The sequence below is a fragment of the Microbispora amethystogenes genome, from assembly GCF_016863015.1.
Taxonomy (GTDB): Bacteria; Actinomycetota; Actinomycetes; order Streptosporangiales; family Streptosporangiaceae; genus Microbispora; species Microbispora amethystogenes.
In genome coordinates this window covers 1-14,584 of sequence record NZ_BOOB01000011.1, presented here as the reverse complement: position 1 = coordinate 14,584, position 14,584 = coordinate 1, and the positions used below count along the sequence as shown (strand labels likewise).

Genomic DNA, 14,584 nt, shown 5'->3' with positions numbered 1-14,584 from the left:
CCGGTTCAGCCCTCGCGGATCCGGCCGGCCTCGACGACGACACGGCGGGTCGTGTGGACGGCCTTCAGCATGCGCCGGTCGTGGGTGACGAGCAACAGGGTTCCCGTGTACGAGGCGAGCGCCGACTCCAGTTGTTCGATCGCCGCGAGGTCGAGATGGTTGGTGGGCTCGTCCAGGACGAGCAGGTTGACCCCACGGGCCTGGAGGAGGGCGAGGGCCGCCCGCGTGCGCTCGCCCGGTGACAGCGTGGCCGCCGGGCGCAGCACATGGTCGGCGCGCAGGCCGAACTTGGCCAGCACCGTGCGGACATCGGCGGGCGGCAGGTCGACGAGCGCGCCGAACGCGCCGAGCAGCGGCTCGTCGCCCTCGAAGAGGGCGCGCGCCTGGTCGACCTCGCCGACGACCACACCGGGGCCGAGCGCCGCCGTGCCCCCGTCGAGGGCCACCCGGCCGAGCAACGCGCCGAGCAGAGTGGTCTTGCCCGAGCCGTTCGCGCCGGTGATCGCGATCCGGTCCGCCCAGTCGATCTGCAGGTCGACGGGCCCGAGCGTGAAGGAGCCACGTCGCACGACCGCGCCACGCAGCGTCGCGACCACGGCCCCGGAGCGGGGCGCGGCGGCGATCTCCATCCGCAGCTCCCACTCCTTGCGCGGCTCCTCGACGACATCGAGCCGCTCGATCATCCGCTCGGTCTGCCGGGCCTTGGCCGCCTGCTTCTCCGTCGCCTCGGTGCGGAACTTCCGGCCGAGCTTGTCGCCGTCGGGGGCCTTGCGGCGCGCGTTCTTGACGCCCTTCTCCATCCAGGCGCGCTGGGCCCTGGCCCGGGCTTCCAACGACGACCTGGTGTCGGCGTACTCCTCGTACTGCTCGCGTTCGTGCCTGCGGGCGACCTCGCGCTCCTCCAGATAGGCGTCGTACCCACCGCCGTACGCCCGGACCTGCTGCTGGGCGAGGTCGAGCTCGACCACCCTGTTCACCGTACGCGCGAGGAACTCGCGATCGTGACTGACGACCACCGTTCCGGCGCGCAGCCCTGTCACGAAACGTTCGAGCCGGTCCAGGCCGTCGAGGTCGAGGTCGTTGGTGGGCTCGTCGAGCAGGAACACGTCATAACGGCTGAGCAGCAGCGAGGCCAGCCCCACCCGGGCCGCCTGCCCGCCGGACAGGGATGCCATCTCCTGCTCCGGGCCGACCGTGAGCCCGAGGTCGGCGGACACCTCCGCGGCCCGCTCCTCCAGGTCGGCGCCGCCCAGGGCGAGCCACCGATCGAGCGCCTCGGAGTACGCGTCGCCGGCATCGCCGGCGACGAGGGCCTCGGTTGCCGCGTCGAGGGCCCGCTGTGCGGCGGCGACCCCGGTTCGGCGGGCGAGGAAGGCGGCGACGGTCTCACCCGGCCGCCGTTCGGGCTCCTGCGGCAGGTGGCCGACGTTGGCGGTGGGCGGGCTGAGCCGTACGCTGCCGTGCTCGGGGGTGTCGAGGCCGGCCAGCAGGCGAAGCAGCGTCGACTTGCCCGCGCCGTTGACTCCCACCAGCCCGACGACGTCCCCGGGCGCGACGACCAGATCGAGATCCGTGAACAGGACGCGGTCGCCGTGCCCGGCGGCGAGTTCCTTCGCGACAAGAGTGGCGCTCATCAGGACACCGACCCTACTGGGTCCCGACGGGGAGCCCGCGCAGTCCTGCTCGAACAGTCCTAGAGGTCCTCGGCGAGTGTGAGCAGGCGGGTGACGGTGTTCCAGTTGCGCATGGTCGCCGGGCCGGTCGAGTGCTTCTCCAGCAGCGGCGGCAGCTTGGGACGCCGCAGCCCGTCGGGGAAGTAGACGTACAGCTCCCGCTCGCCGACCCGCATCTCCTCGGGTGCGTACACCGCCGGGTCGATGCTCGCCAGCCCCTCACGGTCCGGCGGCCGGGCCAGGAACACCACGGCGAACCGGGCCGGGTCCCTGACCTCCAGGGGATTGCGCTCCACCACACCGCGAAGCTGCTCAGCCGTACGAAGGATCACCGTTGTGGACAGGCCGAGCTCCTCCTGGAGTCCGCGCTCGATCGCGGCGGCGATCGGCTCCCTGTCACCGTCCGCCGTGAACAGGGCGTTGCCGCTGCGCAGGTGCGTGCGCACGCTCCCGTGCCCGAGGCGTTCGAGCAGTGCCTTGAGATCGGCCATCGCCACCGCGGTGGCGGGGTTGACGTTGATGCCGCGCAACAGCGCCACGTAACGCATCGCATCGCCTCCTTCCGGCGGGAGACTATCGCCCGATCATGTCAGGAAGCGTCAGGTATCGGGCCGCGATGCCGGCCGACCGCTCGGGCTCTGATCCGCGCGACCGTCTCACGACCGTCTCGACTCCTTGCCGGACCCCACCGGCCTCAGCCGGCAGCCATGCCTTCGCTAATCATGTCCCCCTGACTGCCCGCCACCCGCGACCATGGCAGCGGCCCGTATGTGGTTCGGCATCATGTCCTCGCTCGCCGGGTGCTGTAAGGGTTGCGGTAGGTGAAGGCCCAGCGGTCGTCGCCGGTCTTGCGGCGGGTGTAGCGGGTGGGGTGGCGGTAGCGGTCGCGGTTGTGGAACTGGCATGCCGGCCCGAGCAGCTTGAGGTCGGTCAGCCCGCCGCGGCACCAGTCGTCGGCGTGGTCGATCTGGCACAGGGTGGCGGGCAGGGGGCAGCCGTCGACCCAGCAGGTGGCGTAGCGGGCGAAGATCGCCCGGCGCTGGGCGGGGGTGGCCAGGCGGGCCTTACGGCCCATGTCCAGGACCTGCCCGGCGGCGTTCATGACGATCCTCACCAGAGTGCTGGTGCGAGCCAGCCGGTGCACGCTGGAGACGGGCAGCAGATGCCCGGTCGCCAGGATCAGCCCCGGCAACCCCCGCAACCACACCCCCGGCGGACCATTCACCCCCACCCCCGGCGGACTGTTCACCCCCACCCCCGACCGAGCACCGGCGCTGCCGCCCGCCCACGACGGACCGCCGTCTTCCGCACCCGGCGAAGCGTCGGCTCTCTCACCCGCCCAGCCGTCACCGCCCAGCCAGGCGTCACTTCCAGGCCAGGCTTCGTTTCCCGGCCAGGCGTCAGCTCCCGGCCAGGCGTCGCCGCCGTGTTCCGCACCTGGCGGAGCGTCGGCTCCCGCCCCCGGCAGCCGGTAAGGAGCCTCTCCGGGTGTGAAGGCATGCCGGTAGTCCCCCGCCGTGCGGCCCCCTGTCGTGCAGCCACCGGCAGGGCGGTCCTCATCGGGGCAGCCGGACGCACGTCGGTCTCCAGCGCAGTTCCCGCTGGAGCTGTCCCCGTTATGGGTGGCAGGGGCGTCGTCACCCTCGGACGAGTGATCAGAGGCATGCGCCTGCTGCGCACACGGGTGCTGCGAGTTCCGTGCTCGGTGTCTTTGCATGTCTGCGTCAGTGGCGTAGCCCTGCTGGGTGTCATCGGCGTCACCCGCAGCACTGGCGCCACCCGGCTCGGCGACGTTCGGGCTGCCCGTGGCCGAGCACTCCGTAGCGGGATGCTCGTCGCCGCAGGTGGGAGCATCCACGCCAGGGTTCCGGCTGATAGGCGCGTCAGCCCAGTGCTCGTCGCTCCGCTTCGGCGCATCGCTCCCGAACCGGTCACCGTCGCACTCGGGTATGTCGCTCTCGTAGCACCCACTGTCGCACTCAGGGGTGTCGCTCTCGCAGCGCCCGCTGTCACGCCCCGGAGCATCACCGGCGCGGGATCCGCTGCCGGGAGCCGTCGCGGGGTCGTCGGGAAGGGATTCGGCGTTGACCAGAACCAGAAGCTCGGTGGCGATCTTGTTCTCCAGGAGCGCGATGAACGCGTCCGCGTTCCGCACGCTCAGGGTGCGGTCATCGCCCTCGGCCTTGGGCTTGGCGTAGGCGTCGAACAGGTGCTGCAACCGTGCGGCGGCCTCCACTGGCAGGTAGAACTCCCCCTCCACACCGCCGTTCCTGCGACGGCGTACCCGGAAGAATCGGCGGTCGAAGTCGGCCTGCTCGTCCTTCTCGTGGCCGTCGGGGTCGAGCACCGCGCGCAGGTATCGCCCCGCCTTGGCCACCTCTGCCGCGCCCGCCGATTTAGCCAGCTCCAGCAGGATCCCTGCGGCGGTGGTGGCCTGGTCGTCGGTCAGCCCGGAAGTGGCTATGCAGATCGCCTCCACAATGCCCTCAGCCAGGCCACCCTCGGCGAACAGGCGGCGCACGTCCTGCAGGCGGACCAGCTCCATGCTCATCGTCAACAGGCGACTGGCACCGGGAACGGTCATCCCCCCAGCAGTGCGCAGCCACAACTTGGTGGAGGCATGCCCATGGTTCTTCGCCTCCCCGGCCCGATGGACACGCCCGACCCGGGCCGCCAACGCTGAAGTGATCCGGTCGCGGGCCGACAGCAACTCCTCGGCCTCGGCCAGGCACACTTCCGCCGCCTCGGGCACCGGCACCAGCGCCACCGCCCGCGCCGCCTCAGCAACCGCCGCCACCGCCACCCACGACGACGACCCCGCGCCAAAAGCGCCACCACGAGCACCGCCGGAAGCACCGCCGAAGGCACCGTCAGAAGCAGCACCGGCAGCGCCACCGGGGACATCAGACGCACCACTGGCATCCCGATGCCGGTCACGGCCCCCATCGCTCCTATCGGTGCCGGGGGCGCCGCCGGACACTCCGGTGGGAGCTCCGTCAGGACCGGCAGTGCCACCGGCAGTGCCACCGGGGGCGCTTTCGGCCGCGCTGCTCTGGGGTCCGGTGTCCCCGGGCCCGTCGGTGTCCCCGGGCCCGTCGGCGTCCCCGTGTTCGTCGGCGTCGGCGGCGTCGTCGGGTAGGTTCGCCGGGATCCCACCGGCCGGCCTCGGGGTGGAAGTGCCACCACCTGCGGCAGTGGGGTTTCCGCTCGCGCTGTCCTGGGAGCGGCCACCGTCAACAGTGTGGTTCGGCACGACGGCAGGGTGGTTCGGCGCGACGACAGCAAGGTTTGGCACGACGGCAGGGCGAAGACGCGAATCCTCGGCGCCGGGCTCGGACGTACGAGAGCCATCTGAGGGCCAGAAGGGTGGGCCGTCGATGATCCTGGCCCACCAGGGATCAGCAGGAGGACGCGGCGCTGGCACGTCGAACGTCGGAGACTCCATGCGCCCCTCCTCCCATCGCCCCTGCGATTCGAACTCTTGCCCTAATTCTTTCATCACTCTCTGTGTAGAACAAGCCGCCATTGCAATTACCTGGAGTCACAACAAGTGGAGGTGCAGACGTTCACCGGTGCGGGGCGTACATGATGACCACCGCCTGCGACCAGGCGGACCGCCGCACCGGCGGGGTGCGGCGTGTGTCCGACGTCAGCCGCGGCGCTGGGTCTCCTCCAGGTAGCGCAGGACGGCTGTGACCCTCCGGTCCGCCCGGTCGGTGGGGGCCAGGTCGAGTTTGGCGAAGATGCTGCGGATGTGCTTGTGGACGGCGCCTTCGCTCACGAAGAGCCGTTCGGAGATGGCGGTGTTGCCCAGTCCCTCGGCCATCAGGGCGAGCACGTCGAACTCCCGGGCGGTCAGCCGTTCCAGCCCGCTGTCGGTGCGGGTGCGCGTGAGCAACTGCGCGACGACCTCGGGGTCTATGGCCGTGCCGCCCGCGGCCACCCGGTGCAGGGCGTCGAGGAACTGGTCGACGCGGCCGACCCTCTCCTTGAGCAGGTATCCGAGCCGGTCGGTTCCGCCGGCGAGGAGCTCGGTGGCGAACGCCTGCTCGACGTAGGCGGACAGCACGAGCACCGCCAGGCCGGGCTGACGGCGCCTGGCCTCGACCGCCGCGGTGATGCCCTCGTCGGTGTGGGTCGGAGGCATCCGGACGTCGACGATGGCCACGTCGGGCCGGTGGGCGTCGACGGCCGCCAGGAAGGAGTCCGGGGAGTCGGTCGTGGCCACCACGTCCAAGGACTCCGCGCGCAGCAGCAGCGCGACGCCTTCACGCAGCAGCGGATCGTCCTCGGCTATCACGATCCGCATGACAACTCCACTTCGAGTGTGGTCGGCCCGCCGGGCGGGCTGGTCAGGGTGAGACGGCCGTCGTGCGCCTCGACCCGGCTGCGGATGCCGGTGAGCCCGGAGCCGTGCCGTTCGTCCGCGCCGCCGACGCCGTCATCCTCGATCCGCAGGGACAACCGGTCGCCTTCACGCCGTACGGTCACCGTGGCGTGCCGGGCCCGGCTGTGCCTGGAGATGTTGGTGAGTGCCTCGGCGGTCACGAAGTAGGCGGTGGCCTCGATGGAGGCGGGGCACCTACCGAGCGCGTCGACGTCGACCCGGCAGGGCACACCGCAGTTCGCCGCGAGCCCGGCGAGCGCGCCGGCGAGCCCCCGGTCGGCCAGCACGGGCGGCAGGATGCCGCGGACGACCGTACGGAGCTCGGCCAGCGCCTGCTCGGCGGTCTCCTGGGCGCGTTCGAGCATGTCCTCCGCGTCCGGCCGGTCACGGGCCAGCGCGCGGCGGGCCGCGCCGAGCATCACGGTGACCGCGACCAGCCGGTTCTGCGCCCCGTCATGCAGCGAGCGTTCGATCCGCCGCAACTCCGCGGCGTGGGCGTCCAGTGCCGCCGCGCGGGTGGCCGACAGCTCCGCGATCCGCAGGGACAGGTCGACGTCGGCGGTGGGCGCCAGCAGCCGGCGTCCCGGCCACGCCTGCAACCGGGCCATTCCCGTCCCGAGCACCAGGAAGCAGACGGCCATTCCCACGCCGAGGATCGCGACCGCCATGGCGCCGGCGTCGTCGCGCACGTCCCAGAACACCAGGGTCGGGGTGGGATCCTCCGCGGGCAGCGCCCGCCACCACAGCGGATACGTGATGTTCTGCACGGCGTTCAGCACCATGGTCAACCCGGCCACGCCGAGGAACAGGCCCAGCGTGCCGTGCGCGAGGATCCAGCACAGCTCCCGCCGTACGGCCGGATCGGCGAGCGCGGCGCGTGCGCCGGCCGGCGCGGGCCCCAAGCGGACGATCTCCGGACCCCAGCGGGACAACCGGTCACGCTCGCGCTCGGCGACGGACCGTACGACACGCGGCACGGCGGGCAGCAGGAGCAGGCCCACACCGATCACACAGGTCAGTCCGGCCACGGCGAGCCACACCAGAGCGGCGAGTGCCAGCAGCGCCGTGCTGAGGCCTCCGACGAGGTGTTCGAACGCGTGGAAGACGTCACGGGCGCGTGTGGCGACACCCCTCCGATCGTTTCGCCGGGTGTCGGCCGGTTCCGGCTGGTGCGCCGCCATCATGCACCCCCCTCGGGCCAGAGAGCTTAGAACAGGAATCGTCGATCAAGCAGCGTTCAGCTCTGCCTGGGCGAGCTCCGGCGCGGGTTCCCCGGCCGGACGGTAGCCGAGACGGCCGCGGGTCGCGATGAGCAGCAGGATCGCCGCCGTGGTGGCCGCGAGCAGGGTGACGTGACTCGCCTGCTCGGGGGTGGCGATCGACGGGAACATCTCCCCGTAGGGGAGCGACATGAAGTTGTTGACGCTCACGTGCAGCAGCATGACCAGCGGCAGGCTCTGACCGGTCCGGTTGAACATCCAGGTGACGACCACGCTGAAGGCGCAGCAGAAGGCGACGAACTCGCCGACTCTCATCCAGGTGACGTCCGGCCACCCACCCCACTCGCTCAGGAACAGCGGCAGATGCCAGACGCCCCACAGCAGGCCGAGGACGGCGGTGGCGCCCAGCGGGCCGAACCTGCGCTGCATGCGGGGCAGGGCGAAGTCACGCCAGCCGGGTTCCTCGGCGAGACCGGTGGTGACCATCTGGATCAGCAGGCTGGGCACGTAGGCGACCAGCACCGCGACGGGCGGGATGCGGATGTCTTCGCCGGAGAACGCGAGAGAGGCGGCGATGATGGCGGCGGGGACGCCGAGGACGGCCACGAGATACCAGACCCAGCCGACCCGCCACTTGGTCATCCTCCGCACCCACCGGCGGACGCCTTCCTTGCCGTCCGCGACCCTGGTCACGATGTACGCGGCGAAGATCGGGCCGAGATAGGCGCCGGGCAGCACCCCGGCGATCTGCGTGCTGCCGAGGAACCGGGGGAAGGTGAAATCCCAGACCGCCAGGCCGGTCGCCGAGAGGATGTAGGGCACCCAGGCGACCCAGCTCATCAGGTTGGTCAGGACGAAGAAGCTGATCAGTGGATGGTTGCGGATGAAGCCCCGAAGCCCGCTCCGACTCGTGTACCGCTCGGCCTCCGGCCGGCTGTCGACTGCCATTTCACTCTCTCCTGTAGGAGTGCTCGACTGACAGTGATCAGCACACCAGCCGCGGGCCCTCCCGGTCGCTCCCGCGTACACCCCAATGGAGGTACAGCCAGGGGTACCAAGGAGAAAACGACCAGGTCAGAGCGTCGGCCGGGAGGCGGAGTGAGGGCCGCGGCCCTCACTCCGGACAGGTACGTTCAGATGAGCACGTGCGGCTCGGGGTTGCCGGCGAAGCAGAACTGGGCGTTGCGGGTCAGCTTGTAGTCCGCCGCCTGCCAGGTGTGGGCGGTGGCGTCGGAGCCGCGCATGTAGATGAAGTTGTAGCGGTCGGCCGAGTAGATCCGGACGCCCTCCTCCTTGCAGCGCCGTACGAGCCGGGTGTCCTCGCCCGCGTTGACCGCCTCGAACGGGAACGCCCGCAGCAGGTCGGTCTTGGCCAGGATGGTCGCCCCCTGGATGAGGTGGGCGTAACGGTGCTCCAGCCCGGGCAGGCGGAAGATCGTGACGTCCTGGTCGGGGAAGTAGGTGTAGTGGGCGCCCTTGCCGACCATCTCGGCGTCGGCGTAGTCGAAGGAGCGGACCAGGTCGGACAGGTAGTGCTCGCCGTAGATGTTGTCGTCGTCCATCTTCGAGATCAGCTCGCCGTCGGCGTGGGCGATGCCGTGGTTGAGCACCTCGCCGAGCGTCCAGGACGGGTCGGCGGTGAGCACCTTCACGGCCGGGATGCCCGCCGCGAGCGCCTTGTCGCGTACGACCGCCGGGTCTTCGGACAGGCCGTGCATGACCAGCACGAGCTCCAGGTCGCGGTGCTGCTGCCGGGCCACCTGGGTGATCGCGTGTTCGAGCTGGCCGGCCCGGTTGGTCGGCAGCACGACGGAGATCGACCGGGAGCGCGACACGACCGGCAGGCCGAGGTCGGTGAGGATCTGGTCGACCCGGTGGGAGAACAGGTGCTTGTCGAACACCTCGCGCATCGCCAGGTGCCCCTGCCGGGCGCGCAGCTCCGGGCTGTTGATGAAGTAGATCGCCCGGTTGTACGCCTCCTCCTGCGAGTGCGCGACCGGGATCAGCGGGCCGAAGGTCTCCTCGATGGCCCGCGACCAGCCCGACAGCACGGTGGTCGAGCAGGCCGACAGCTCGAAGACGCGCCGGGCGCACATGGTCGGCGAGTCGATCACCGAATTCACGTTCAGGAAGACCTTGTACATCTTGTACGCCGCCAGCATCTGCTCGTACGGCAGTTCGCCGGCGATGTGGGGGCGGTACTCCTCCGGCCAGGCGTACTTGTCGGCGACCGTGCCGTTCCTGGCGAAGATGTGCAGGCCGAGGGGGCGTACGGGCGCGAGGATCGTCTCCATCTGCTCGCGCCGCTCGGGGTGCTTGTCGCGGAAGTACATGCCGGCGAAGACGACGTCGTACGGCCGGCCCTGCTTGGTCTGGATCGGGTTGTGGATCCGCGGCTGGGCGGCGAACTGCAGCACGCCGACACGGTCATGACCCAGCATCTCGCGATATTTCGGGATCATGTCGCCGTCGCACGTGTACACGTGGTCGAACAGCTTGGCCGTCTCGATGAAGAAGTCGAAGTTGGGCGGGTCCTCCTTGTTCCAGAAGACCGTGGGGATGCCCTCCTCCCGGCACCAGGCGATCAGGTCGCGCAGCTCCTGCTTGGGCGCGTTGGTCCCGGTCATCTGGTAACGCCAGCGGCCCTGGTTGCCGTGCCAGGCCGACTCGCAGAACAGCATCTCCGGACGCCGCTCCGCGAAGATCTCACGCCAGTCCTGGAGCCCGAACTCGATCTGGTCCCACTCGTATTTGAACGCCATGCGGGAGAAGTCGTCGAGGATCACCGCGACCCGCATGTCGGGCCGTACGACCGGGCCGTCGGGCCACTGAAGGGTCGGGATCTTGACCTCCGGACCCCGCGCCTCGGCCGCGGCGGCGACCTCGATCGCGGACGGCGGCGCCTTCGGCGCCTTCCTGCCGTCCTTCATCGCCTTGCTGAGGTCGCGCGGCAGCCGGACGATCTTCTTGGGCCTGGCCGCGTTCGTCAGCACCTGCGCGACCCGGTACGGCTTCTGGGTCTGGGTGGCTTGGAGCCGCCAGAGCGCGTAGTCGGCGCGGGCCTCCTGGTAGGCGAGCCGGTTCTCCAGGTCGCGGATGCGCGCCTCGTACTGCTCGACGTGCTTGCGCTCCTCGGGCAGCCAGTTCACCGGCCCCAGCCGCTGGAAACGCGGCTCTTCAGGAGTCTCGTCGGTCTCAGCCATGCTTCCCCCTCAAGGAAGAGCCATCGTACGGCTGTCGCCGCCGCCTTTATGCCGAAATAGGGGATTCAGCGCCGGGCGCTAGCGCGCCTGGCCTGTGCTTCCCGCTCACCATCGGGGCGCTCACACCCGCCGTCTTCCCTCGTCGCTCGTTCCTCGCTCCTCGGTCCAGACCGGCGGCGCGCCCCTCCGGATCGCTCGCCAGGCGCTAGCGCGCCTGGCCTTTGGCCGCGGGGGAGAGGTTGTCGCCGCGCAGCCAGGCGTCGATGACGCGGGCGATCCTCGGCCCGGCGGCGCCGTCCCAGAGCGGCGGCAGTTCCCCGCTCGGGGTGGCCGCGCCGTCCGCGAGCGCCTTCGACGCGGCGGCGGGCAGCGCCGCCGGGGTCACGAGCCGGTTCGTCCCGTGGGTCACCGTGATCGGCCGCTCGGTGTTCGGCCGTACGGTCAGGCATGGGACGCCCAGCATGGTCGTCTCCTCCTGCACGCCGCCGGAGTCGGTCACCACCAGGGCGGCGCCCCGGACCAGGGACAGGAAGTCCACGTAACCCAGCGGGTCCACGATCCGCAGCCCGTCGCGGTCGACCAGGCCGGCCTCCGCGAGGCGCTGCCGGCCGCGGGGGTGCAGCGGCACGATCACCGGCACCTGCTCGGCCACCCCGAGCACCGCGTCGACCAGTTCGCGGGCGGCCGCGGGGTCGTCCACATTCGCCGGGCGGTGCAGCGTCGCCACGGCGTACCGACCGGTGATCCCGAGACGCTCCTGGACCGGCGCGGGGTCGAGCGAGGGCAGCGCGGCGAACAGGCTGTCGATCATCGGGTTGCCGACGAGGTGCACCTTCGCCGGATCCACGCCCTCGTTGGCGAGGTGCGACAGCGCGTCCGGCGAGGTGGCGAACAGCAGGTCCGACAGTGCGTCGGTGACGATCCGGTTGACCTCCTCCGGCATCCCCCGGTCGAAGGAGCGCAGGCCCGCCTCGACGTGCGCGGTCGGCACGCCCAGCTTGGCGCAGACCAGGATCGCGGCGAGCGTGGAGTTCACGTCGCCGTAGACGACGACGAGCGCCGGGCGGTGCTCCAGGACGAGGTCCTCAAGCCCGGTGAGGAGGGCCGCCGTCTGCCGCGCGTGGGTGCCGCTGCCGACGCCGAGGTTCGCGATCGGCTCGGGCAGCCCGAGGTCGGCGAAGAACACGTCCGACATCAGCGCGTCGTAGTGCTGGCCCGTGTGGATGATGCCCTGCCGGACGCCGAGTGCGGCCAGTCCTTTGACGACGGGAGCCGCCTTGACGAAGTTGGGCCGGGCGCCCAAAACGTGCAGGACGAGGGGGTGGTCTCTCATCTACCTCGCCTTTCACCTAACCCTGGGACAAACGTTGCCTATGGTACGGTCGCGCCGTGGAAACCGAGGCCAACAAGCCCGTAAAGGCCGTGTCCGCCGCCTCCGCGAAGGCCGGTCTCGGCGGCTTCCTCCGGGGGTTCGCGAAGAACCCCGTCATCGTCTCCCGGATCGTCGCCGGCAAGGTCAAGTCCGACCCGATGCGGGTCGCCCAGGCGGCCGCAGACGCCATGCCGGCCGGGATGCGCCCGTTCGTCGGCCGCGTCGCCTGGCCCGCCGCCCGCTTCGTCAAGGTGCGTACGCGCAAGATCCTCCAGCGGGCCGCCAAGGGCCCGCTGAAGGAGGCGAAGGCGCACTTCGACGCCGGGCGGATGTCCGAGTCGATCAGAGTGCTCCAGGCGCAGTCCCGGTGGCCGTTCGTCCGCCGCAGGATCGCCTACTACGAGGGCGAGCTCGCCGCGCTGGGCCCGGACCCGATCCCGCCGAAGCCCAAGGTCATCATGGGCGAGCGCGTGCCCGGCCGGGTGCTGCACATGGTCACCAACGCGCTGCCGTACACGCAGGCGGGATACACGGTGCGCACCCACCGCATCGTCAGCGCGCAGCGGGCGGCCGGGCTCGACCCGCACGTCGTGACGAGCTGGGGCTGGCCGATGCTCCAGGGGCACACCGACGCCGAGCCGTACGAGGAGATCGACGGGGTCCCCTACTACCGGCTGCTGCCCAAGGACGACGTCCCGTTCGAGACGCAGGGCCGGATGATCCGCGGCGCCGCGGACGTGTCGGAGCTGGTCCGCACGCTCCGCCCGCAGGTCCTGCACGCGGCCACCGACCACCGCAACGGCTCGGTCGCGCTCGCCGTCCGCGAGCGGACGAACACCCCCTTCGTGTACGAGGTGCGCGGCTTCCTGGAGGAGACCTGGGTCTCCCGGGACCCGGAGCGGGTCGGCAGCGAGCGGCACGTCCTGCAGCGCGAGCGTGAGGCGCGCATCATGCGCGAGGCCGACGCGGTCGTCACGCTCGCCGAGACCATGGCCACCGAGATCATGGAGCGCGGCGTCCCCCGGGAGCGCATCTTCCTCGCGCCCAACGCGGTGGACGACTCCCTGCTGACCGCCGACTACGACGGCGAGGCGTTCCGCCAGGCGTACGGCGTCGGCCGCGGCGAGATCGTCGTGGGCTCGGTGTCGAGCATCGTGGGCTACGAGGGCTTCGCCACTCTGCTGAACGCGGCCGCGCTGCTGCGCGACGCCGGGACGCCGGTGCGGGTGCTGCTCGTCGGCGACGGCGCGGAGCGGCCCGCGCTGCTCGAACAGGTCGAGCGGCTGGGCCTGACAGACGCGATCCTGCCCGGACGGGTCGGCCCGGACGAGGCGCTGCAGGCGCAGGCCGCCATCGACATCTTCGTCTGCCCGCGCGAGGACCTGCGCGTGTGCCGCCTGGTCACGCCGCTCAAGCCGGTCGAGGCGATGGCCCTGGGCAAGCCGGTCGTGCTCAGCGACCTGCCCGCGCTGTCGGAGCTCGTCGGCGGCGAGGGCGCGGGGCTGCTGGTGCCGCCCGGCGACCCGGCCGCGCTCGCCAAGGGGCTGGCCGCGCTGCGCGACGATCCGGAGCGCCGCCGGGTCATGGGTGAGGCCGGCAAGGCCGAGGTCGCCGCGCACCGGACCTGGAGCAGCCTGGCCAGGACCTACCGGGGGATCTACCAGTCCCTGACCGAAAACCGATAAAACGCACGAAGTCCGATGTGTTGCATCAGGCATGCCTGGTGCCGAGTTGAGATAACCTTTGCCACCATGAAGTGTTGTTTCCGCCCTCAGGCCGTATCGTGACCGCCTTCGATCTCACGATCATCGGGCTGGGATACGTGGGCATGCCGCTGGCCAAGGAGGCCACGGCGGCCGGTCTGCGGGTGGCTGGTCTGGACGTCGATCCCCGCAAGGTGGACGCGCTCAACGCCGGCCGCTCCTACATCGACGACCTGACGGACGCCGACCTCGACGCGATGCTCGCGGCGGGTTTCACCGCCACGCTCGACGCGTCGGTGCTGTCGCGGTCGCGCGCGATCGTCATCTGCGTCCCGACGCCGCTGGACGAGGACCACCGTCCCGACCTGTCGGCCGTCGAGGGCGCCACCAGGGCCGTGGCCGAGCGCCTTCAGGCGGGCACGCTCGTCGTGCTGGAGTCCACCACGTGGCCCGGCACCACCGACGAGCTCGTACGGCCGATCCTGGAGGAGTCGGGGCTCACCGCGGGCGACGAGTTCCACCTGGCGTTCTCGCCGGAGCGGATCGACCCGGGCAACCCGAAGTTCGGCCTGCGCAACACCCCCAAGGTCGTCGGCGGCTACACCGCGGCCTGCAAGGAGCGGGCGGTCGCCTTCTACGCCCAGTTCGTCGAGCGGGTCGTGCCGGTCAGCGGCACCCGCGAGGCGGAGATGGCCAAGCTGCTGGAGAACACCTACCGGCACGTCAACATCGCCCTCGTCAACGAGATGGCGATCTTCTGCGACGAGCTCGGAGTGAACCTCTGGGAGTCCATCGAGGCGGCCTCCACCAAGCCCTTCGGCTACCAGAAGTTCCTGCCCGGCCCCGGCGTCGGCGGGCACTGCATCCCCGTCGACCCCTCGTACCTGTCGTACACGGTGCGCAAGCTGGGCTATCCCTTCCGCTTCGTCGAGCTCGCCCAGGAGATCAACGAGCGGATGCCGTCGTACGTCGTGGCCCGGGTGCAGCGGCTGCTCAACCGGGCCCGCAAGCCGGTGAACGGCTCCC

At 70.9% G+C, this 14,584-nt stretch carries 10 protein-coding genes; 2 read left to right on the top strand and 8 right to left on the bottom strand.

Going from position 1 to position 14,584, the window contains the following annotated elements:
* Window positions 1–5: 5 nt before the first annotated feature.
* From Mam01_RS08080 to wecB, 8 genes are all read right to left on the bottom strand, one after another.
* Entirely contained in the window at window positions 6–1,634 is a 1,629-nt protein-coding gene (locus Mam01_RS08080) for an ABC-F family ATP-binding cassette domain-containing protein (RefSeq protein WP_204284771.1), read from the bottom strand.
* Window positions 1,635–1,693: 59 nt separating this feature from the next.
* Window positions 1,694–2,221 carry a DUF1697 domain-containing protein gene (locus Mam01_RS08075; protein WP_204284770.1) on the bottom strand — a complete coding sequence of 176 codons (528 nt, stop codon included), beginning with the start codon at window positions 2,219–2,221 and terminating at the stop codon, window positions 1,694–1,696.
* Window positions 2,222–2,454: 233 nt separating this feature from the next.
* On the bottom strand, window positions 2,455–4,470 hold the full coding sequence (locus Mam01_RS08070) for a DUF222 domain-containing protein (RefSeq protein ID WP_204284769.1): 2,016 nt from the start codon (window positions 4,468–4,470) through the stop codon (window positions 2,455–2,457).
* An 852-nt stretch (window positions 4,471–5,322) separates the two neighbouring features.
* A complete protein-coding gene (locus tag Mam01_RS08065; RefSeq protein ID WP_150933850.1) occupies window positions 5,323–5,982 on the bottom strand; it encodes a response regulator transcription factor in 660 nt (219 codons plus the stop codon).
* Window positions 5,970–7,244: a sensor histidine kinase gene (locus Mam01_RS08060; protein WP_239101129.1), complete on the bottom strand. Its 1,275-nt coding sequence runs from the start codon at window positions 7,242–7,244 to the stop codon at window positions 5,970–5,972. The genes Mam01_RS08065 and Mam01_RS08060 overlap by 13 nt, the downstream gene beginning before the upstream one ends.
* Window positions 7,245–7,286: 42 nt before the next feature.
* Window positions 7,287–8,228: a CPBP family intramembrane glutamic endopeptidase gene (locus Mam01_RS08055; RefSeq protein ID WP_204284768.1), complete on the bottom strand. Its 942-nt coding sequence runs from the start codon at window positions 8,226–8,228 to the stop codon at window positions 7,287–7,289.
* Window positions 8,229–8,413: 185 nt separating this feature from the next.
* On the bottom strand, window positions 8,414–10,483 hold the full coding sequence (locus tag Mam01_RS08050) for a glycosyltransferase family protein (protein ID WP_204284767.1): 2,070 nt from the start codon (window positions 10,481–10,483) through the stop codon (window positions 8,414–8,416).
* A 205-nt stretch (window positions 10,484–10,688) separates the two neighbouring features.
* Entirely contained in the window at window positions 10,689–11,816 is a 1,128-nt protein-coding gene (gene wecB, locus Mam01_RS08045; protein WP_204284766.1) for a non-hydrolyzing UDP-N-acetylglucosamine 2-epimerase, read from the bottom strand.
* A 56-nt stretch (window positions 11,817–11,872) separates the two neighbouring features.
* Between wecB and Mam01_RS08040 the strand changes: the two genes are divergently transcribed.
* On the top strand, window positions 11,873–13,540 hold the full coding sequence (locus Mam01_RS08040) for a glycosyltransferase family 4 protein (RefSeq protein WP_150933855.1): 1,668 nt from the start codon (window positions 11,873–11,875) through the stop codon (window positions 13,538–13,540).
* Window positions 13,541–13,683: 143 nt separating this feature from the next.
* The coding region (locus Mam01_RS08035; protein WP_239101134.1) for a nucleotide sugar dehydrogenase at window positions 13,684–14,584 on the top strand (901 nt) is incomplete at its 3' end.

What these genes read in the sequence shown, in the direction of transcription:
- wecB (WP_204284766.1), bottom strand. Translation starts at nt 11,816, where the DNA reads ATGAGAGACCACCCCCTCGTCCTGCACGTTTTGGGCGCCCGGCCCAAC.
- Mam01_RS08050 (WP_204284767.1), bottom strand. Translation starts at nt 10,483, where the DNA reads ATGGCTGAGACCGACGAGACTCCTGAAGAGCCGCGTTTCCAGCGGCTG.
- Mam01_RS08055 (WP_204284768.1), bottom strand. Translation starts at nt 8,228, where the DNA reads ATGGCAGTCGACAGCCGGCCGGAGGCCGAGCGGTACACGAGTCGGAGC.
- Mam01_RS08060 (WP_239101129.1), bottom strand. Translation starts at nt 7,244, where the DNA reads ATGATGGCGGCGCACCAGCCGGAACCGGCCGACACCCGGCGAAACGAT.
- Mam01_RS08080 (WP_204284771.1), bottom strand. Translation starts at nt 1,634, where the DNA reads ATGAGCGCCACTCTTGTCGCGAAGGAACTCGCCGCCGGGCACGGCGAC.
- Mam01_RS08075 (WP_204284770.1), bottom strand. Translation starts at nt 2,221, where the DNA reads ATGCGTTACGTGGCGCTGTTGCGCGGCATCAACGTCAACCCCGCCACC.
- Mam01_RS08065 (WP_150933850.1), bottom strand. Translation starts at nt 5,982, where the DNA reads ATGCGGATCGTGATAGCCGAGGACGATCCGCTGCTGCGTGAAGGCGTC.